At 53.6% G+C, this 19571-nt stretch carries 15 protein-coding genes; 3 read left to right on the forward strand and 12 right to left on the reverse strand.

The features are described 5' to 3' along the window. Window positions 1-27: 27 nt before the first annotated feature. The 8 genes from MYB54_RS14685 to MYB54_RS14720 all read right to left on the reverse strand — a co-directional run bounded on the left by MYB54_RS14685 (window position 28) and on the right by MYB54_RS14720 (window position 10858). Window positions 28-1059, reverse strand: coding sequence for an ABC transporter permease (locus tag MYB54_RS14685; protein ID WP_010281439.1), 1032 nt, complete (start codon window positions 1057-1059; stop codon window positions 28-30). Window positions 1060-1071: 12 nt separating this feature from the next. Further along, window positions 1072-2619, reverse strand: a complete 1548-nt coding sequence (locus MYB54_RS14690; RefSeq protein ID WP_014914761.1) for a sugar ABC transporter ATP-binding protein — start codon at window positions 2617-2619, stop codon at window positions 1072-1074. A 72-nt stretch (window positions 2620-2691) separates the two neighbouring features. Continuing rightward, a complete protein-coding gene (locus MYB54_RS14695; RefSeq protein ID WP_010308444.1) occupies window positions 2692-3630 on the reverse strand; it encodes a substrate-binding domain-containing protein in 939 nt (312 codons plus the stop codon). A gap of 80 nt (window positions 3631-3710) precedes the next feature. Then, window positions 3711-4697, reverse strand: a complete 987-nt coding sequence (gene iolG / locus MYB54_RS14700; RefSeq protein WP_014914760.1) for an inositol 2-dehydrogenase — start codon at window positions 4695-4697, stop codon at window positions 3711-3713. 409 nt (window positions 4698-5106) lie between these two features. After that, a complete protein-coding gene (locus MYB54_RS14705) occupies window positions 5107-6003 on the reverse strand; it encodes a LysR family transcriptional regulator (RefSeq protein ID WP_014914759.1) in 897 nt (298 codons plus the stop codon). A 163-nt stretch (window positions 6004-6166) separates the two neighbouring features. Then, window positions 6167-7015 (reverse strand): nitroreductase family protein, encoded by an 849-nt coding sequence (locus tag MYB54_RS14710; protein ID WP_205591059.1) that lies wholly within the window; start codon window positions 7013-7015, stop codon window positions 6167-6169. Between the two features lie 183 nt (window positions 7016-7198). Further along, on the reverse strand, window positions 7199-9130 hold the full coding sequence (gene iolD, locus MYB54_RS14715; protein WP_248720973.1) for a 3D-(3,5/4)-trihydroxycyclohexane-1,2-dione acylhydrolase (decyclizing): 1932 nt from the start codon (window positions 9128-9130) through the stop codon (window positions 7199-7201). Window positions 9131-9346: 216 nt separating this feature from the next. Beyond that, on the reverse strand, window positions 9347-10858 hold the full coding sequence (locus MYB54_RS14720) for a CoA-acylating methylmalonate-semialdehyde dehydrogenase (RefSeq protein WP_014914754.1): 1512 nt from the start codon (window positions 10856-10858) through the stop codon (window positions 9347-9349). Between the two features lie 327 nt (window positions 10859-11185). Here MYB54_RS14720 and MYB54_RS14725 point away from each other — a divergent pair, with 327 nt between their 5' ends. The 3 genes from MYB54_RS14725 (at window position 11186) to MYB54_RS14735 (ending at window position 13826) form a co-directional block, all read left to right on the forward strand. Then, on the forward strand, window positions 11186-12043 hold the full coding sequence (locus tag MYB54_RS14725; protein ID WP_010281425.1) for a MurR/RpiR family transcriptional regulator: 858 nt from the start codon (window positions 11186-11188) through the stop codon (window positions 12041-12043). A gap of 47 nt (window positions 12044-12090) precedes the next feature. After that, the gene (locus tag MYB54_RS14730) at window positions 12091-12396 is read left to right on the forward strand and encodes a putative quinol monooxygenase (RefSeq protein ID WP_248720974.1); all 306 of its coding nucleotides are present in this window, start codon (window positions 12091-12093) and stop codon (window positions 12394-12396) included. A gap of 326 nt (window positions 12397-12722) precedes the next feature. After that, the gene (locus MYB54_RS14735) at window positions 12723-13826 is read left to right on the forward strand and encodes an ABC transporter substrate-binding protein (RefSeq protein WP_014914751.1); all 1104 of its coding nucleotides are present in this window, start codon (window positions 12723-12725) and stop codon (window positions 13824-13826) included. A gap of 131 nt (window positions 13827-13957) precedes the next feature. Here the strand turns inward: MYB54_RS14735 and adrA are convergent, their stop codons facing one another. From adrA to MYB54_RS14755, 4 genes are all read right to left on the reverse strand, one after another. Then, window positions 13958-15019, reverse strand: coding sequence for a diguanylate cyclase AdrA (gene adrA / locus MYB54_RS14740; protein ID WP_248720975.1), 1062 nt, complete (start codon window positions 15017-15019; stop codon window positions 13958-13960). A gap of 232 nt (window positions 15020-15251) precedes the next feature. Next, window positions 15252-16088 (reverse strand): BglG family transcription antiterminator LicT, encoded by an 837-nt coding sequence (licT, locus tag MYB54_RS14745; RefSeq protein ID WP_248720976.1) that lies wholly within the window; start codon window positions 16086-16088, stop codon window positions 15252-15254. A 90-nt stretch (window positions 16089-16178) separates the two neighbouring features. Continuing rightward, window positions 16179-17606: a glycoside hydrolase family 1 protein gene (locus tag MYB54_RS14750; protein WP_248720977.1), complete on the reverse strand. Its 1428-nt coding sequence runs from the start codon at window positions 17604-17606 to the stop codon at window positions 16179-16181. Between the two features lie 327 nt (window positions 17607-17933). Then, entirely contained in the window at window positions 17934-19562 is a 1629-nt protein-coding gene (locus MYB54_RS14755) for a S53 family peptidase (protein WP_248720978.1), read from the reverse strand. Window positions 19563-19571 lie beyond the last annotated feature (9 nt).

Raw genomic sequence — 19571 nt, forward strand, 5'->3', positions numbered from 1 at the left:
CGAAAAAAGAGTCGGTACGGGTGCGGCTCAGATAGCGCCGCGACGGCTCTTGGCGTAGGTGTCGAACGCCACGGCCAGCACGATAATTAACCCGGTGATAATCTGCTGGTAGTAGGCCGATACGTTCATCAACACCAGTCCGTTAATCAGAATCCCCATGATGATCGAGCCGATAATGGTGCCGCTGATCCGGCCGTAGCCGCCCATCAGCGAGGTACCGCCGATGACCACCGAGGCGATGACGCGCAGCTCGAAGGTGATCCCCGCAACCGCTTCTGCGCTACCGAGACGGGCGCTGAGAATAAAGCCCGCCAGCCCAGCCAGACAGCCAATCACGACGTAAACGCTGACCAGCACACGCTGCACGTTCACCCCAGCCAGCCGCGCGGCTTCGGTGTTGCCGCCGATGGCGTACACGAAGCGGCCCCAGCGGGTTTTATGCAGCGCCAGATAACCCAGCAAAGCGACCAGTGCGAAGATCCAGATCGGTACCGAAATACCCAGGATCTCGCCTCGCCCCCACCAGCGATAGCCGGGGTCAAAGCCGGCAATCGGCGCACCGTCGTTCATCACCAGCGTTAATCCACGCCAGATCGTCATCCCGCCCAGCGTGACGATGAACGGCGGCAGACGCAGTTTGGTGACACCCAAACCATGCAGGAAGCCAATGAAGGTGCCCATCGCCAGACATACGCCCAGTGCGACCAGCCAGCTCAAACCGTACCAGGCATCCGGATCGACAGTGGTAAAGTTGTCGCCTTTAATGACCGAGGCGGCGGTGATGGCGCACACCGCCAGAATCGAGCCGACGGACAGGTCGATCCCCGCAGTCAAGATAACGAACGTCATCCCCACGGCCATGATGCCGTAGATGGAGACTTCGGTCAGAATGTTGGTGATGTTGCGCTCGGACAGAAAATTGCTGTTCTGCGACTGAAAGAAAATCAGCAGCAGAATCATGAAAATAAACACGCCGAAGCGTTCAAAAAAGGCGATTGGGTCAAAACGTCCACGCGGATTGGACGGCGTAATGCTCTTAGAAAGCGGCTGCTGGGACATGCGTCACCTCCGTTATGCTGCGTGTAATGCGTCGTGGCAAATGGCCATCATCGTCATCAGTTTTTCTTCTGTGGCGTCATCGCCATGAATTTCCCCGCTAATCCGCCCTTCACTGAGCGTGATAATGCGGTCGGAAATCGCCATGATTTCCGGCAGGTCGGAGGAAATCACAATCACGGCGACGCCCCGTTTCGCCATATCGAACAGCACCTGATGCACCTCAGACTTGGTGCCGACATCGATGCCGCGCGTGGGCTCATCCACAATCAATACCTTGGGATTCAGTGCCATACAGCGGGCAAGAATCACTTTTTGCTGGTTACCGCCCGACAGCTTGCGCACTTCCTGCTCGCTGTTCACCATCTTGATGTGCAGCGCCTGACGGTAGGCCTCAATCAGGTCGTCCTCCTTACGGGTGTCGACAAACCAGCGCCAGCGCATCAGCGACGAGAGGTTGGAAAGCGAGATATTTTCCCTGATCGACAACCCCAGCACCGCGCCCTCTTTCTTGCGGTCTTCCGGCACCAGCGCGATGCCTTGCGACAGCGCATGCAGCGGCGTGGAGGGATAATAGGGTTCGTCATCCAGCACAAATTCACCGGTAGAGAATGCGTCAGCACCAAACAGGCAGCGTGCGATTTCCGTACGTCCCGCGCCTACCAGCCCGGCAATACCGAGCACTTCGCCCGCATGCACCTGGAAGTTGATATCCTTCAGCGCGATGCCGTGCGCATCCAGCGGCGGTTTCTCCCGGCTTAAGCCCTTCACCGCCAGCCGTACCGGCTTATCCTGATGATGTGTTTCCGAAGGCGGACGCCGGTTAAATACCACGTCACGGCCGACCATCAGGCGAATAATCTCCTGCACATTCGTGCTGGCGACATCGCCGGAACCGGTATAGCGGCCGTCCTGAAATACGGTAAACCGATCGCACAGTTGGAAGACTTCGTGTAGCCGGTGTGTGACATACACCACGCTCACGCCACGCCCTTTCAGCTCGCGCACCACACGGTGCAGGCTGTCGACTTCACTGTCGCTCAGCGCCGCCGATGGTTCGTCCATCACAATCAACTTGGCGTTCAGCGTCAGCGCTCTGGCGATCTCCACCATCTGCTGCTGTGCCACGCTCAAACGCGCGACCTGCGTCGTCGGCGCAATGTTCAATTTCAGATAATCCAGTACCGCTTTCGCCTCGCGATTCACCGCCAGCGCGTCCACGAATACACCGCTGCTTTGCGGCTCACGTCCCAGGAACATGTTTTCCGCCACGCTCATATTGGGCAGCAGATTAAATTCCTGATAAATGGTGATAATCCCCCGCTTTTGGCGCTCAACGGGCGATTCGAGCGGTAACAGCGTCTCGCCACCAAACCAGATGTCGCCGCTGGTCTGCGGCTGCGCCCCTGCCAGCGCCTTCAACAGTGTCGATTTGCCCGCGCCGTTTTCTCCCAATAGCGCATGAATCTCTCCCGGCTGTACGGTCAGCTGCGCGTTGCTCAACGCCCAAACGCCGGAGAAGCTCTTTGCCAGATTGGTAATGTTCAGTAGGGGTTCCGTCATGTTTACCTTCCTCCCGCAAGGCCGCGCGAACGCGGCCTGCTGAATACCTTTATTGATTACGTAGAAAACGACTTATTTACCCGCTTCGCCAATACGTTCGGCATCGTTCAGGTTATCTTTGGTAATCATGGTCGGTTGGTAGTCTGCCCCGGTGATAGGCGCTTTACTGCGGATGTTGTTGGTCAACTGCGTCAACGCAGTGGTCACTGCGTAGCCCGGACGTTGATCGGCAGTCACAGCCAGCCAGCCGTCACGTACGCGAGCCAGCGCTTCCGGCACGGCGTCAAAGCCGGTCACCATCACGTCGCCGGGTTTCAGACCTTGCCCTTGTAACGCTTCAATCGCGCCCAGTGCCATGTCGTCATTCGCAGAGAGGATCACCTGCGGGCGTTTAGGCAGCGAAGGAAAAACGCTTTCCACGATGCGCATCCCTTCGGAACGCATCCAGTTCCCCGTCTGGTCCGCGACGATGTGGTATTTGCTGCCACCCGCTTTCAGGCTGTCGCGAATCCCCTGCGTACGCTCGATGTTAGAAGACGAACCCGGTTGACCGGTCAGCAGAATGATCTCTGCACCATCTGGGAATTTGGTTTTGACATAGTCGGCAATCGCCTGACCGCCTTTATAGTTATTGGCACCAAAGTGCGGCACCGCTTTTTCCGTTTTTACCGAACGATCCAGCGTCACCACGGGCAGCTTGGCATCCTGAATATCGGTAACAGCGCTGGACACCGCGTTAACGTCATTCGGCGATACAACAAAGCCCTGCGCCCCACGCGTAATAGCATTTTCCAAGTCGGCGGCCTGCTTCGGTGAGCTACCCTGCCCATCCAGCACCTGCAAATTCACGCCCAGTTCTTTGGCGGCTTTAACAGCGGTGCGCTGCATATGTACTTCAAACGGCATAGCGAGATTCGGCGTACTGAAAACGATTTGTTCATTTTGGGCCTGAGCAAAACCAGACAGACCCAGTGCGATGGCGATTGCGGAAACGCTGATGATCTTTTTCATATGTCTTTTCTCTGCTTCTGTTATGAGTATGGGTGTAGGGTTGAAAGCAGGTAAAACGCGATGTGCCGATGCCGATACGGTTACACGGCGACCTCCTTGCCTTGAGCCAGTGATTCAAAGGCTTTATCCGCCAGATTCAGCGCACGCTCGCCGTCCAGCCCGGAGCATTCCGGCTGCGTACGGCCATTCAGCACGTCGACAAAGTGCTGCCACTCTGCCGCGTAGGCGGCGTGATAGCGTTGCAGGAAGAAGTATTCGGGTTTTGCCGCCAGACAGCCGTCGTCGGTCCACTGCTCAACCACGTTTTCGCGGATGTTACCCGCGCTGAGCACGCCTTTCGCGCCATGCAATTCGAGGCGCTGATCGTAGCCGTAGCCGGAGCGGCGGCTGTTGACGATGGTCGCCATCGCGCCAGAGGCGAATTTCAGCACGATGAATGCGGTATCGATGTCGCCCGCTTCACCAATCGCCGGATCGACCAGATTGCTGCCTTGCGCAAAGACCGACACGGGTTCTTCACCCATAATGAAGCGCGCCATATCAAAATCATGGATCGTCATGTCGCGGAACATCCCGCCGGAAACGCGGACGTACTCGGCAGGCGGCGGCGACGGATCGCGAGAGATAATCAGGAGAGATTCCGGCTTGCCGATGCGGCCTTCGCCAGCCAGCGTTTTGACGCGGCGGAATTGCGGGTCGTAGCGGCGGTTGAAACCGACAAACAACGGCACGTTCTGCTGTTTGACAACGGTCAGACAATCGCGAACGCGGGCAATATCCAGATGCACCGGTTTTTCACAGAAAATGGCTTTGCCATGTTTGGCAGCCAGCTCAATCAGGTCGGCGTGCGTGTCGGTCGCGGACGCAATCAGAACGGCGTGTACCGCCGGATCGTTCATGACCTCATCCACGGTTTGCACTTTGGTGTGGTAGCGTTCAGCCAGCGCCGTGGCATTGGTTGGGTTGGGATCGACCACCGCGTACAGGTTGGTTTCTTTGTGTGCCGCGATGTTCACTGCATGGACCTGACCGATGCGGCCCGCGCCCAGTAAAGCGATGTTAAACATAGGTGCTCCCTTGCTGCCTGAGTGGCGTTTAATGCCAGACTGAAAAAGTGACGGATAACGGCTAGTCGCATTCTCCCCAGCCCCATCATCACCCGCTCTTTACCACGAATCCTGATAGGTAAAATAAAACATTTATTTCAGTTTTGTATAAATTGAAAATTATGTTTTTGCGTGTCAGTTAACATTTTCATGACATCTTCGCTGTTTTCTGCAACCCCAATCACACATCTAATGAGTATGTCTGTGGCGGTATGCCGGAATGTCAGAGGATCAATCAGACGCTAGCGCACAGCGGGAAGGAAAATGAAACTGTGGTTTGAAAATGAAATGGATATTTCAGTTTCATTCGGTATTTTGGGGATGAGAGAAGCGTGCCGGCCAGCGTCAACTGGCCGCGACAAAGAACAGGTTAAGGCATCGCGGAGAAACGTTCAGCAGCCCAGTCCACAAAGACTCTTACCCTCGTGTTTAAGCGCTTGGTTGGGGGATAGATGATCGAAACGGGGATAGTAATGTTGGTATGTTCATCAAGGATCGGCACAAGCGCCCCTGATTCTACGTGCTGACTAACGACAGAGGCATGTGTTTGTCCGATCCCTAGTCCGTTAATCATCATCGCGACTAAACCGGCGCTGTCGTTAGACGCAATATCAAAACGAGAAATAGCGTGTTCCACGCCTCTGGTGCGAAATCTCAGCGGCCATGCCTCTCCCGTACCAGCGCTGAAATAGCCAACAATCTGATGACCCAGTTCAAGATCGGTTGGAAATTCGGGTGTGCCATAGCGCTCAAGGTAGCGGGGACTGGCACAGGTCACCAGCCGATCCTTATAGATAGTCTTGGCGATAAGCGATGAGTCGACCAAAACCCCAGCTCTGATGACACAATCCACACCTTCTTCTATCAGGTTTACAGGCCTGTCATTGATGCCAAGAGCCAGCTGAATATCGGGATACCGTTGCCTGAAATCCGCTAGTGCGGGGATAAGCATGAAATTCGCCAGAGAGGAATGGACATCGATGCGCAAACGTCCTTTTGCAGCTTCTCCCATCCCACGAAGCGCCGCCTCTGCCTCATCAAGACGAGAGACCAACCTTTTTATCCGTCGATAATACTCCGCGCCCTCTATCGTCAGTGAGACGGAACGCGTTGTCCGCTGGAGCAGCCGGGTTCCGAGATGATCTTCAAGATCGCGTAATGACTTACTCAACGTTGAACGAGGTACATCAAGATGCGCCGCTGCTTTCGTAAATGAGCGAGTCTCTACAATTCTTTGAAAAGCCCTGATAGCTGCGAGGTGGTCCATATTCGTATTAAAACCATGTCGATATCATTGTCTATACACAGGAACAAAGATGGCATAGTTCAGAAACTTTTCCAGCGTAAAAAGACGGCCAATTTTCAGGGTGAAGAAACGGAAAATCATATATTCGATCTCGAAACGGCCATTCCATTGGCCTGTACGTTGGTCAAAGCAGTTTGAAACCACGCTCGATTACCGTTTCACGTAGTTTTTCCCGTCCCCCCATGTATTCTATGTTCGTCGTCGCCGCGTAAACCGCATTTTGCCATGTCTTCGTCTTCATCCCAAGCTCAGTCCGAAACTTGAAGAATGCTTCTTCATACGCGGGTAAAAAGTCACGATAACCCTCTCTGTCGTAAGTGTTTTCATGCAGTACTACGGGCAGGGCCGGTCGTGGACGAATAGCACTTGGACGTTCAGTATCGGGATGGCCTACTGCCATACCAAAGGTGACGAAGCTACGTGATGGGAGATTGAGCATGTCTGAAATTTCTTTGGCAGCGTTGCGCATAACGCCAAGGAACACCAGACCAAGTCCGAGGGACTCAGCGGCGATGGCCGCATTCTGCGCGGCAAGTGCAGCATCGATTGAAGGCATCAGGAACGAATCAAGATAATCCAGTACGACGGGATCACCCCCCTGTTCTTTTACAATTGCCTCAGAACGGGACAGATCGGCTACCCAGACCAAAACGGCGGCGGCTTCCTCAATCCAGGGAATGCGATCCGTTGGCACCGTCGGTGCGATTGTGTCCGCAAGGCGCTGTTTTAACGCGGGATCGGTGACCGCGATGACGCTCCATTGATGCAAGGCACCAGAGCTGGAAGCAGACTGAGCAGCGGCGACCATCGTTTCGATCACGCCTTCAGCCAGAGGCTTAGGGAGGAAGGCGCGCACCGAGCGATGGCTCATCATCGTGACAATTTCCGGAGTCCAGTGAAAATTTTTTGGCTTTTGCTGTTGCCCGTAGCGCTGGTTAAGAAGATCGGCTTTAACGTTGAATGGCATGGTCATTAATGACTCCGATAAGAAAGACGGGATAACGAATGACCAGATTATACGAGCGTGTTCTTAACTGAATAATCCCCCTTTATTTGGAATCAGTATCCACAAGGATGGACAATCTTACTGCGGTATTTGCCATCAAAAGCATACTCAGCACGCGGGCATCCTTGCCCATCGCGACGTTATGGCGCCTTAATACTGCCGAGCGCGGGAAAGCGCAGCTTTCACACTATTGGCCGCAGACTCAATCTCTGGGTTATCAGCAACCTGCGCCGTGCCAGTGCGCCACCAGGATTCATAGCCGTGCGTCATGGTCTTCGGTAGCACCTTGATGTCGAGCAGCACAGGCCCCGCATGCTGGCGTGATTCCGTCAGCGCCTGCCTGAGCGAGGCTTCATCGTGCACTCGCCACGCTTTGCAGCCGTAGCTTTCCGCGTTCTTAGCGAAATCTACCGGAATAAGCGCCCCGCGCAGTTGCCCCGATTCCGCATCGCGATAGCGGTTTTCCGTACAGAAGCTGCCCATTCCCTGACTCATTTGCAGGTTGTTGATACAGCCAAAGCCCGCATTATCGAACAGCAGCACGGTGATTTTTATGCCCTCTTGCACCGCCGTTTGCAGTTCGGTGTGAAGCATCAAATAGGAACCGTCGCCGACCATCGCGTAGACCGGCTGTTGCGGTGTCGCAAGGCGTGCACCAATCGCTGCCGCAATTTCGTATCCCATGCACGAGTAGCCGTATTCCAGATGATAGCTGTCCGGCGTTTTCACCTGCCACACGCGCTGTAGATCGCCCGGCAACGAGCCCGCCGCGCCCACCACAACCGCGTTGTCTTCCAGCTCTTCATTCAGTATGCCCAGCACGCGCGTTTGCGTCAGATGGGTATTCAACATCTGGCGATATTCATCCAGCTTGTCTTCCAGCCCATCCACCACTTCCGGCACTAGTTCGCCTTTGTCCTGCACGGTAAACAGCCGCTGTAGTTCGCGATCCCATTCAGCACGAGCCTGTTCAACGGCCTGCTGCCAGCCGCTACGATACGATGCCGTCGCCAGCCGTTCGGCCAGCGCCTCCAGACCGACACGCGCATCGGCGATCAGGGGCAATGCATCCAGTTTTAACGCATCGAACTCGGCAACGTTGAGCAGTAAAAATTCGACGTTCGGGTTCTGAAACAGCGATTTGGATCCGGTGGTAAAATCGGTTAAACGCGTCCCGACGCCGATAATCAGATCCGCCTCGTGCGCCAGCCGATTCGCCGCCAGCCCACCCGTCACGCCAATACCGCCGCAGTTCAGAGGATGTGAGGAAACAATCGCGCCTTTGCCCGCCTGCGTTTCGCCAAACGGAATCGCAAACTGCTCGGCAAACTGCGCCAGCGCATCATGCGCGCCGGAATAACGTACACCGCCGCCGCAAATCAGCATCGGACGACGTTTTTTCGCAATCAGCGCCGCCGCCTCATCCAGCCGTGCCGCATCCGGCGGGCGGCGTTCAAGGTGATGGACGCGCTTGCGGAAAAACGAGGCCGGATAATCCCAGACTTCCGCCTGCACATCCTGCGGTAAACACAGCGTTACCGCGCCAGTATCTGCCGGATCGGTCAGCACACGCATGGCATTAATCAGCGCACTCATCAGTTGTTCAGGGCGATTAATGCGATCCCAGTAGCGGGAAACGGGTTTGAAGCAGTCATTGGTGCTAATCGACAGATCGTGATATTGCTCGACCTGCTGCAAAACCGGATCCGGCTGGCGGCAGGCAAAGAGATCGCCGGGCAACAACAGCACCGGAATGCGGTTGGCGGTGGCGGTCGCCGCAGCAGTTACCATATTTGCCGCCCCCGGCCCCACTGATGAGGTCACCGCATAGATTTTCCGCCGCTTGTGCTGTTTAGCGAATCCGACCGCGATGTGCGCCATTCCCTGTTCGTTGCACCCCTGATGCACGGTGAGACGATTCGCCTCCTGCTCCAGCGCCTGGCCAATGCCCAGCACATTGCCGTGACCAAAAATGGTCATGACGCCCTGCACAAAGGGGGATTCTTCACCGTCTACGCTGAGGTATTGCTGGTTGAGAAACCTGACCAGCGCCTGCGCCATGGTGATGCGACACGTATCCATTGAGCTACTCCTTAAATAAGGATCTGATTTCTATAATGAACTATGTATATTCAGCGAGCATTTCGTGCGCGAAAATTTAGCCATTCTTATGCTACGTTGTAGCACGCGCCCGACTCAGGGCGCTCAATCGGCGGCGCACCTACCTCAGCATAATTTTTAACGCCAGCAGAACAAAACCGGTGCAACTATTTTCACCACCCGTTATAGGTCAAATCCTCACTCTAACGTGGGCATGACGAAGCTGCTGGTGTGGTGTTCCAGACGGACGCTGGCGGGCCAGCGGCTGGTGACGGTTTTCATACGGGTGTAGAAGCGCACGCCGTCATTGCCGTGGACATTCAGCGGCCCAAAAATGGAGCGCTTCCAGCCGCCGAAGCTGTGGAACGCCATCGGAACCGGAATCGGTACGTTCACGCCGACCATGCCGGCCTGTACCTCTTCGCAGAACTGACGCGCCGTTTCGCCGTCACGGGTAAAAATAGCGGTACCGTTGCCGTATTCATGGTTGTTAATCAGCGTCACGGCCGTCTGGTAATCCGGCACGCGCACCACGGACAGCACCGGGCCAAAAATTTCTTCCTGATAGATCTTCATCTCCGGCGTGACGTTATCGAACAGCGTCGGCCCGATAAAGTAGCCTTGCGGGTGCCCTTGAACAGACAACGTGCGACCATCGATACGCAGCGTCGCGCCCTGATCGACACCGCTTTGAATATAGTCGGCAATCTTCGCCCGGTGCGGTGCGCTGATCACTGGCCCCATTTCATTTTCCTGCCCGTCCACCAGACCTGGCCCGACGCGCATTGCTTTGATCTGTGCGCTCAGACGCTGATGCAGCGCTTCCGCCGTGTCATCACCAACGGCGACCACCACCGACAATGCCATGCAGCGCTCGCCCGCCGCACCAAACGCCGCGCCCATAATCGCGCTGGCTGCCATATCCATGTCGGCATCCGGCATCAGGATACAGTGATTTTTCGCCCCGCCCAGCGCCTGACAGCGTTTACCGTGCGCCGACGCCGTCTGATAAATGTATTCCGCCACCGGCGTCGATCCCACAAAGCTCACCGCCTGCACGCGCGGATCGGTCAGCAGAACGTCCACAGCTTCTTTGTCACCCTGAACGACGTTAAACACGCCGTCCGGCAGACCCGCTTCTTTCAGCAGTTGCGCTAACAGCAGCGAGAGCGACGGATCTTTCTCCGACGGCTTAAGCACAAAGGTATTACCGGTCGCCAGCGCAATCGGGAACATCCACATTGGCACCATCGCCGGGAAGTTGAACGGCGTAATCCCGACGCACACGCCGAGCGGCTGCATGAGTGAATGGCTATCCACTCCGGTACCGACATTCGCCGAGTGTTCGCCTTTTTGCAAATGGGGAATACCACAGGCAAATTCAACGACTTCCAGACCGCGCGTCACCTCCCCCACCGCATCGGAATAGACCTTGCCGTGCTCCTGTGAAATCAGCCGGGCCAGCGTATCCATGCGTTCTTCCAGCAGCGCTTTGAAGCGAAACAGTACGCGTGCACGGCGCAGCGGAGAATGTTTTGACCACGCAGGGAATGCCGCCGCCGCGCTGGCAATAGCCTGCTCGACTTCCGCCTTATCAGACATCACAACCTGGCGAATCTGCTCGCCCGTCGCAGGGTTGTAAACCGCGGCGTAGCGCTGGCTGTTGCTGGAGGCAATCGCCCCCTGAATGAAGTTAGATACGGTTTCCATGTTTACACCTTTGTGGGTTTTGAGGAGACAAACGGCTGCTATCGGATTACAGTATATGAAATGAACATTCCATTTAACGTAAAAATAAAATAAATGTTGATTATTGTGATCCGCTGCGAATTTTTATGTAAACTTGAAGACAGCTGTCCATAAAGGCAGGCGAGCAGCCTCTGAAAATAGTCTTATCGATAAAAGGTGTGCCGCCGGAAATGTCGTACAGATAAAACAGCCGTATCCAGAAATGAATTTTCTGTTCCGTTTCAGGCGCCAGTCATGCAATCGCCCTAATGGGATAGGTTCTTATACGTCTTTGGGAGATAACCCGATATGCCCATGGCAACCAGCCTGAGAGAATTACAGGAACAGATCCGCGAGCGTTATGATTCGCTCAGCAAGCGGTTACAGCAGGTGGCGCACTATGTGTTGGATAACACCAACAGCATCGCTTTCGATACCGTCGCAGTGATCGCCGAGCGCGCTGACGTTCCCCCCTCAACCTTGATTCGCTTCGCCAACGCTTTTGATTTCAGCGGTTTCAACGAAATGAAACAGCTGTTCCGTATGAATCTGGTGGAAGAAACCGCCAGCTATACTGACCGGGCGCGGCTATTTCGAGCGATGGAAGCTGATGCCGTGCCAGAAACGCCGCTGGATATTCTGCATGAGTTTGCCCGCTCAAACGCGCAGGCGATGCAACAGCTAGCGGCACGTACCCCGCAAGAGGATCTGCAAAAAGCCGTCGATTTGCTGGCTCAGGCGGAAACGATTTATATCGTCGGGCTGCGGCGCTCGTTCAGCGTCGCCACTTACCTCACCTATGCGCTTAGTCATTTGGAAAGCAGCCCCATTCTGGTCAACGGGCTGGGAGGCATGTTTCGCGAACAGCTCAGCCGTGTCAGTTCACGCGATGTGGTGGTTTCCATCAGCTTCTCGCCCTACTCACAGGAAACCGTGATGGTCAGCGAGATGGCCGCGAAGGCCGGCGCGAGGCAAATCGTGATTACCGACAGCCAGATCAGCCCGCTGGCGACGCTCAGCGATGTCTGTTTTGTGGTGAAGGAAGCGCAGGTTGATGCGTTCCGTTCACAGTCCGCCACGCTGTGTCTGGTGCAATCGCTGATGGTATCGCTGGCCTACCGACAGGGAAACGGCGCAGATCAGAGTGAAAAACAGCAGCGCGGCTAGCCGGAACCGTTTAACCAGCAGGACAACCATGTAGGGAGAGCCATTTTATGCTTAAAGTGATCGCACAGGATTTTATTAAGCCTGAGTGCATTGAGCTAGTCATGCCGCTGTACCGCGAGTTAGTAGAGAAAACCCGACAGGAGCCGCTGTGCATCTCCTATGAGCTTTTTATCAATCAGAAAGATCCAGGGCATTTCACCTTTATCGAAACCTGGCCGGATAGAGCCGCGCTGGATATTCACTGCCAGACTGAGCACTTCCAGCGGCTGGTTCCGATGATCAATAGCCACCAGCGCGCCGAGTGCACCTTCCTGTTAATGGATGCGTTCGACAGTACTCTCCCCGCCGCTTGAATTAATCCGACGTTAGGTCGCAGGGCGGCCTAAATATCGCCGCAATTCCCTGTTATTGTGCTTCCTTTCACGCCTAAATTTAATTCATTTATTTTGAATTAAAATCTCAATTTTTTCTCATTTAACATTATTCACAACCGGATAACATACGCAAACCCGCAGCTAGATGGCGGATTAACCGTTATCTCAGCAGGGTAATGACTATCAAACAAATTAAATAATTTGATAATCATTTAATGATTCTGCCTATGCATGCTTATCCTGACCAACAACCACAAAGGATAAAAAGTGCATCGGTAGAGACGGCTCTCATTCAGGAGGAATCGATGTTTAAACTAAAACAGGTGGTCGCATTTACGGCGCTGATGGCGACGGCAGCGGCCAGCTATGCGGCAGTAGAGGCCGATAAACGCCCGATTAACGAGCTTTATCAAAACGCGTTACGGGAAGGCGGTATTGTGACCGTCTACGCGGGCGGTGACACCCCGGGTCAGCAGGATGGCATCAAACAGGCGTTTGAAAAACGCTTTCCGGGCATGAAACTCAACGTCATTGTGGACTACAGCAAATTCCACGATGCTCGTATTGATAACCAGCTGGCGACGAATACGCTGGTGCCGGATGTGGTACAGCTACAAACCTTGCAGGATTACCCGCGCTGGAAAAAAGAAGGCGTGCTGCTGAACTACAAACCTATCGGCTGGGACAAAGTGTACCCCGCATTTAAAGATAAAGACGGCAGTTGGACCGGTGTCTTTGTCGATGCGTTCAGCAACGTGGTCAATACCAAGCTGATTGCTGAAAATGCCTGGCCGACAGAAGCCAATGACTATTTACGTCCCGATCTGAAAGGCAGCATTGTCTTAACCTACCCGAACGATGACGACGCCGTGCTGTTCTGGTTTAAGCAGGTCGTAGATAAATACGGCTGGGAGTATGTTGCTAAATTCAAAGAGCAGAATCCGGTTTATGTTCGCGGTACTCAGGCTCCCGCAGACGATGTGGAAAGCGGTAAATCAGCGGCGACCTTCTCAACCGACGGCGCACTGGCTCCCGATCAAAACGCGAATTCGCGCTTCGTTCTGCCCAAAAGCGATCCGTTTGTTTCCTGGGCACAGCGTGCCGCCATTTTCAAACAGGCTAAACACCCGGAAAGCGCCAAGCTGTATCTGAGCTGGTTGCTGGATAAAGAGACGCAGAGTAATGTCTGGTATATGTGGTCGGTGCGTACTGACGTGGCACCACCTGCTGGTTATAAACCTATCTGGGAATATAAGAACACCAGCCCACAGGCTTTTGCCGACTTCATGAGCGATCGTGCCGCAGTAGAGTCATTCCGTGCCCAGATCGGTTTGTACCTCGGCGAAGTGAAAGGTGAGCCGTCCCCGGGCCACTTAGGGCTGCATCCAAAAGAAGCCTTGCCTCATTAATACGCGACCTGAGTTCTTATAAATCTAGTTGCTTCTTATAAATAAAAAGCCCTTATCACCATCCGATGGCGATAGGGGCTTCTTTTTATTCGCAGTAAATACACAAAATATCAGGCTGTAGCCTGGTGCATTCAGGCAACTTCGGTTCGGCGACGGCCTTTGTTTTTTGCCCGATAGAGCGCCATATCCGCTGACTTTAACCAGTCAATATATTGGCCCATTTCCGGTGAAATCTCCGCAATGCCGACGCTGACAAATACCGCCAGCTGCGGGGTCTGGTTCAGGAACTTCAGCGACAAACTCTCCCGAATGCGATTCACGGCGTCCAGCGCCTCTCCCGCGCTGGTCTGCGGTAAAATAACGGCAAACTCATCTCCGCCGAAGCGCCCAATGACATCCGTTTCCCGAAAGCCGGATGTCAATTCACGCGCCAGCAGCAAGATCGCCTGATCGCCGACGTTATGCCCAAAGTTATCGTTAAAGGCTTTAAAATGGTCGATATCAAACAGGACTAACGTCGCCGTACGCTTATAACGCTGGCAAATATCATACTCATGCTTCAGCAGACGTTCCCAGTGGTGACGGTTATAGAGGCTGGTCATGCCGTCATGAATACTGACTTCCATCAGCATACGTTTGTGTTCCGCCAGTTTAAGCGCGGTGGCATAGGTCACGTAGCCCAGAGAAATCGGGTAGATCAGCAACATCGGCAGACAGGCATAAATCTGTATGGGTGTCGTATCCAGCGAAACAGGCACGGCAAACAGCACAAGGGTCAGCGCGCAGCTCACACACAACAATACGATACCCTGCACAAACAGCTTTATCCCACCGCCAGCCGTACAGTTCATCCCAACCATTGCGACAATCAGAGCGCTGGGCAGAAGATTCACGCCCATAAATCCTATCCAGATGCCGCCAAATGCCACATCCAGCAATAAATTACGCTTCTCGCACCGCATAGGGTCGCGTGACCGCAGGGACAACAGGTAAGCAATGTGAGGCCAGATGAAGGTGTTAAGAAAGAGCAGCACCCACAGTAGCGTCGGGATAGGCCGGGTAATCAGCACCGAGGAAATAAAGAGAGAGCAGAGGATCGTACCGACAATCCGTGGAATATAGACTCGCTGCGAAAAGCGTAGCCCTGAGCGACGTACATCTACCGTCAAAAACGTCGGCGGCGAGGCTGACATAACGACCCCCATGCGGTTCACGAACAAATAGCGAGAAAAAAGAACATTATGGCTGAAAGCCTGTCAGTAACAGTGAGCAATTTTTGAATTTATTTTGTTACATAACGAAACTAACTGATGTCGTAAGGGTTGGAGAGAGTAGCACGGATGTTAATGATAGCTGGTCTTACCCGTGACTTTCGCCCCATTCCGATTATTGCCGTAGGCGTATCCGCCATGATAGCCCATGTTATTAAGCTGGAGAGGGCTGCAATCGGTTAATGTGAATGGTTAAAAACATGATCTCATCGGTGGTGAGATGGCAGGCGTAATTTTTTTCCACATAGTCATACACCTTCATCGCACAGGCATAAGCCCGCGGCATCAATTCAGTAATCCCCTGATAGATAGAGTCATCACCGTGATTCACCGTTTCTCGATTTAACAAACGCAGAGCAAAAAATTTCAGATGCGTCACCAAACGCTGATAATTGAGGGAGTGCTCGTCAAACGTGATGTGGAGATCGTATTTCAGAATGGTCAAAATATCTTTAATGATACCCGCACTTTGCATCGTGCTCTGCATGTCGCTGTTATTTGTCGCATTCGCCAGATGCAGCGCAATAAACCCCGCTTCATCCTCCGGTAAATCGATATCCAGTCTGCTGCGAATCAGTTCCAGCGCCTCCAACCCAACGGCAAATTCGCTGCGATAAAACTGGCGAATATCCCACAGCATCAGGTTCTTGATCGTCTGCCCTTTCTTATGGCGTTGAATCGCAAAGTTAATATGGTCGCTTAAGGCCAGAAACAGCGTGTCCTGTACATCAAGTCGCAGCGTTTTTTGCGCCAGGGTAATAATTTGCTGCGTCACGGCCAGGCAGTCAGGTGGAATGTCAGCCAGCAACTGTGACAACACATCCGCTATGCCGTCGCTTTTCTTCACAAACTGGCTTTCGATACGCTGCGGATCGACAGGGTCACCCACTTTCTTGCCAAATCCGACGCCTTTGCCAATCGCCACAATTTCCCGTTGGTCATCTGCCAGCACCAGAACGGCGTTATTGCTCAGTATTTTTTCAATGATCATCGCATCAGCCGTCCTGTCTGACGGGAAGGCACACTGGCCTTCCCTACCGTTTAGCGCCTCAATGTAATATCGACAAGGCGTCTTATTTCATTATTTAGCTTCTGAGCTATCCAGACCATTGTTTTTAATCACATCAGCATACCAGTATGCGCTTTTTTTACGGATACGCCGCAGATCTTTCAGATCGAACTCTTCACGGTTAACATAAATAAAGCCATAGCGTTTCGAGCATCCCTGATGGGTGGAAATAAGATCCAACGCCGACCATGGCGTATAGCCGAAGACATCCACACCGTCGGTGATCGCAAGCTGGATTTGCTCAATGTGGCGTTGCAGATAGTCGATGCGGTAATCATCGTGAATCTCACCGTTTTCATCCAGCGTATCAAACGCGCCCAGCCCATTTTCCGTAATGATCAGCGGTAAATGGTAGCGATCGTGCAGCTCACGCAGCGTATTGCGGAAGCCGATCGGATCGATCTCCCAGCCAAAGGCATTTTTCTGCAACCACGGATTACTTGCTCCGCGATGTACGCCTTCTTCACCTGATTTCAGATGCTGATCGCCGCCGCGCGCCGTTTCATCCTGTCCGTCATTTTTACTGGCTTCCACCGTTTGCGAGGTGTAGTAGTTAAAGGCGATGAAATCGGGCTTGGCCGATGCCAGAATATCCATATCGCCGGGTAGAATCTCTGGCGTATAGCCTTTTTCTTCCATATAGCGCCAGGCCGCGGTGTTGTAGCGCCCGTATACCGCCATATCCAGATATAGCCAGTTGCGGATCGCGTTATAGTTGAACGCTGCCATGACATCTTCGGGCTTCGGTGAGGCCGGATAAATCAACGCAATGTTGGGTGCCGGACCAATTTTTGCGCCGGGCACTTTTTCATGCAGCGCATTCATCGCTTTTGCCTGCGCCACCAGCATGTTGTGGTTCTGCTGATAGAGATTCTGCTTCGGATTTTCCAGCGTAGGGTCCAACGTACCCAATGCAGAGCCGTGCAAAATCATCATGTTTTGTTCATTGATGGTCAGCCAGTACTTCACCTTGTCGCCGTATTCATCAAACAGCACGTTGGCAAAGCGCTCAAATGCATCCACCGTTTCCCGGTTATACCAACCGCCTTTTTCCTGTAACGCCTGCGGCAGATCGAAATGGTACATCGTGACAATCGGCACAATGCCGTAATGCAGCAATTCATCGATAAGATTGTGGTAAAACGCAATGCCCGCAGGGTTTACCTCGCCGCTGCCATCGGGAATGATACGGCTCCAGGCGATGGAAAAACGGTAGGTTTTAAAGCCGATATCGGCAAACAGTGCGACATCTTCCTTGTAACGGTGATAATGGTCGCTGGCGACGGTAAAGTCCGTTGTACCCTCAGGATAGGACGTTCTGGCATCAATCACCGACGGCCCTTTGCCGTCTTCATTCCATGCCCCTTCAACCTGATAAGCCGATGTCGCCGCGCCCCATAAAAACCCCTCAGGGAAACGCTTAAGATGATGGTATTTCACGGTTTTTTTCCTTTTCTCAACGAGACAATTTCTCAACAAGACAGTTTCTTAACAAGACAATGTCAGCGAGATATCACTGATATTATGGGTAGCGCGCGATCGGGCTGGATTCGGGCAAAAAAAAACCTGATACGAACATGTCTGAATAACATGCGTCGTATCAGGTTTCGCTCAGGCCTTCGCCCGATCACGTCCTTCTTATCGGGTTATATCTGCTAACCGCCCTAGACTCAAACCAAGGTCGGACAATCTGTGATGAATATCACCGATAATTTCCTCGTCTGAGCAAGGTGTATCCTCTGCGCCAGCCCTCTCAGGTATGCAGACTCACCGCTCGTGCCCATCATCACGGTCGTGCACGCCATTACCATTGAGCCTCACGAGCCGTTTCAACAGCCTTAGCAGTTTCATTCCATCCGGCGACCCTAGCCCGGTGCAGGCGTCCCATCCTTCAGAGGCGACAAATGCCCCATTATTTCCCCGCACGATATCCTTGCAGCTATTACGATTACGGTACAGCAAGGGAGGGACAAACAATGATGCCGAGTGGGTCAACGCCAGCATGCGCGCCAATAACCCCGCCCACAGCGGTGCGACAGCGCTGGTTCCCCCAACCACCCCTTCCCGCCCGTTAACTTCAACCAGATAGCCAGTTTCAGGATCGGCATTGCCGCTGACGTCAGGTACGCCGCGGTGTTGCAAGGGATGATGACCGCCATATTTGTCGGCCAGAGATATCCCTAGCTGCCAACTGGGCAACGCAAAGTGCTGGCTAACGCCACCGCCCGTCGCGCTGCCGTCTCGGCTATGCCAGGTGGTTTCTTCCATTGATTTTTGCAAGCGAGTGCCGCCACAGGCTAAAACGTAGGGGCTGGATGCCGGGAAATCGACGTGCAAACCATGGGGTTCACCATCCTGTGAACCACGATCGCCAGAGGCCACGCACACGGTAATACCTAGTGCAGCCGCAGTCTGAAAGGCCTGGTTGTACACCTGTAATGATTGCGCAGTCCATTCTGACTCGCTGGAGCCCCAGCTAATCGAAATCACCGACGGCGCATTTTTCTCATCATGAATCGCTGCATTGATCGCTTCTAAAAACCCGGCATCGGTATTCGGAGCAAAATACACCACAACTTTAGCGGCGGGTGCCAACGTACCCGCAATTTCGATATCCATCTGCACTTCGATATCAATCGGGTTCACCTCTTTGTCGCCATCTAACGAAGCAAGGACATTCTTAGCGCCCCCCACACAAACATCGACAATCTGAGGCGGATTGACGCCCATTCGTTTAAAATAGTGCTCCAGCTGCGGTAAGCGATATCCGCCCCCCAGTTCAATAATGCCGATGCACTGCCCCGCGCCATCATGTTCCGGGAAGTCGTAGTGTTCCGCCAGTTCAAGTGGTGTATAGCCCGACAGACGTTTTGCCGTAGTAGAGAACGCGTCATTCATGCGCAGGTAACAGTTCGACGCCAGACGCTCATCAAGGCCTAGCACGGCGATAACCACGCCCTGTAGGTATCCCGGCAGATAAATCCCCCCCGCTCTCCCACGAAATGCCCCATGTTTGTGGTCATACCGGGCTAAACTTACGCGAAACGCCTGCTCCATTTGCTCTACTGTCCCTGTCAAGAAGACGGTACGGCTGGCAGCATGTTCACGCTCGATAGATAACCGATAATGTCGCGCAAACGCACGAACATGCTCTATATCGGCCTCATCAGCGCTGAATTTTCTGGCGTAGCTGGCTCTCGATAGCGGCTTATTGGCGCTAATGCCACCAAATTGTGGATCGATGCTATCGTGCAGTTCGGCGTAATACTCATCATCTGGCGTCGTAAAACGCAACACCAGCATGACTCTGACGCTTTCATTAACATCGCAGCGTTCGCGGTACGCTGCGTCAGCGATACTTCCGCGTTCACTCCCTTTCAATAATTGGTAAGTCATCGTCTTCTC

The organism is Pectobacterium nicotianae, assembly GCF_023272715.1.
In the GTDB taxonomy this organism is placed as follows: Bacteria; Pseudomonadota; Gammaproteobacteria; order Enterobacterales; family Enterobacteriaceae; genus Pectobacterium; species Pectobacterium brasiliense.

Excerpts from the sequence above, each read along its gene's own strand:
- MYB54_RS14685 (WP_010281439.1), bottom strand. The coding sequence starts at position 1,059 with ATGTCCCAGCAGCCGCTTTCTAAGAGCATTACGCCGTCCAATCCGCGT.
- MYB54_RS14690 (WP_014914761.1), bottom strand. The coding sequence starts at position 2,619 with ATGACGGAACCCCTACTGAACATTACCAATCTGGCAAAGAGCTTCTCC.
- MYB54_RS14695 (WP_010308444.1), bottom strand. The coding sequence starts at position 3,630 with ATGAAAAAGATCATCAGCGTTTCCGCAATCGCCATCGCACTGGGTCTG.
- iolG (WP_014914760.1), bottom strand. The coding sequence starts at position 4,697 with ATGTTTAACATCGCTTTACTGGGCGCGGGCCGCATCGGTCAGGTCCAT.
- MYB54_RS14705 (WP_014914759.1), bottom strand. The coding sequence starts at position 6,003 with ATGGACCACCTCGCAGCTATCAGGGCTTTTCAAAGAATTGTAGAGACT.
- MYB54_RS14710 (WP_205591059.1), bottom strand. The coding sequence starts at position 7,015 with ATGACCATGCCATTCAACGTTAAAGCCGATCTTCTTAACCAGCGCTAC.
- iolD (WP_248720973.1), bottom strand. The coding sequence starts at position 9,130 with ATGGATACGTGTCGCATCACCATGGCGCAGGCGCTGGTCAGGTTTCTC.
- MYB54_RS14720 (WP_014914754.1), bottom strand. The coding sequence starts at position 10,858 with ATGGAAACCGTATCTAACTTCATTCAGGGGGCGATTGCCTCCAGCAAC.
- MYB54_RS14725 (WP_010281425.1), top strand. The coding sequence starts at position 11,186 with ATGCCCATGGCAACCAGCCTGAGAGAATTACAGGAACAGATCCGCGAG.
- MYB54_RS14730 (WP_248720974.1), top strand. The coding sequence starts at position 12,091 with ATGCTTAAAGTGATCGCACAGGATTTTATTAAGCCTGAGTGCATTGAG.
- MYB54_RS14735 (WP_014914751.1), top strand. The coding sequence starts at position 12,723 with ATGTTTAAACTAAAACAGGTGGTCGCATTTACGGCGCTGATGGCGACG.
- adrA (WP_248720975.1), bottom strand. The coding sequence starts at position 15,019 with ATGTCAGCCTCGCCGCCGACGTTTTTGACGGTAGATGTACGTCGCTCA.
- licT (WP_248720976.1), bottom strand. The coding sequence starts at position 16,088 with ATGATCATTGAAAAAATACTGAGCAATAACGCCGTTCTGGTGCTGGCA.
- MYB54_RS14755 (WP_248720978.1), bottom strand. The coding sequence starts at position 19,562 with ATGACTTACCAATTATTGAAAGGGAGTGAACGCGGAAGTATCGCTGAC.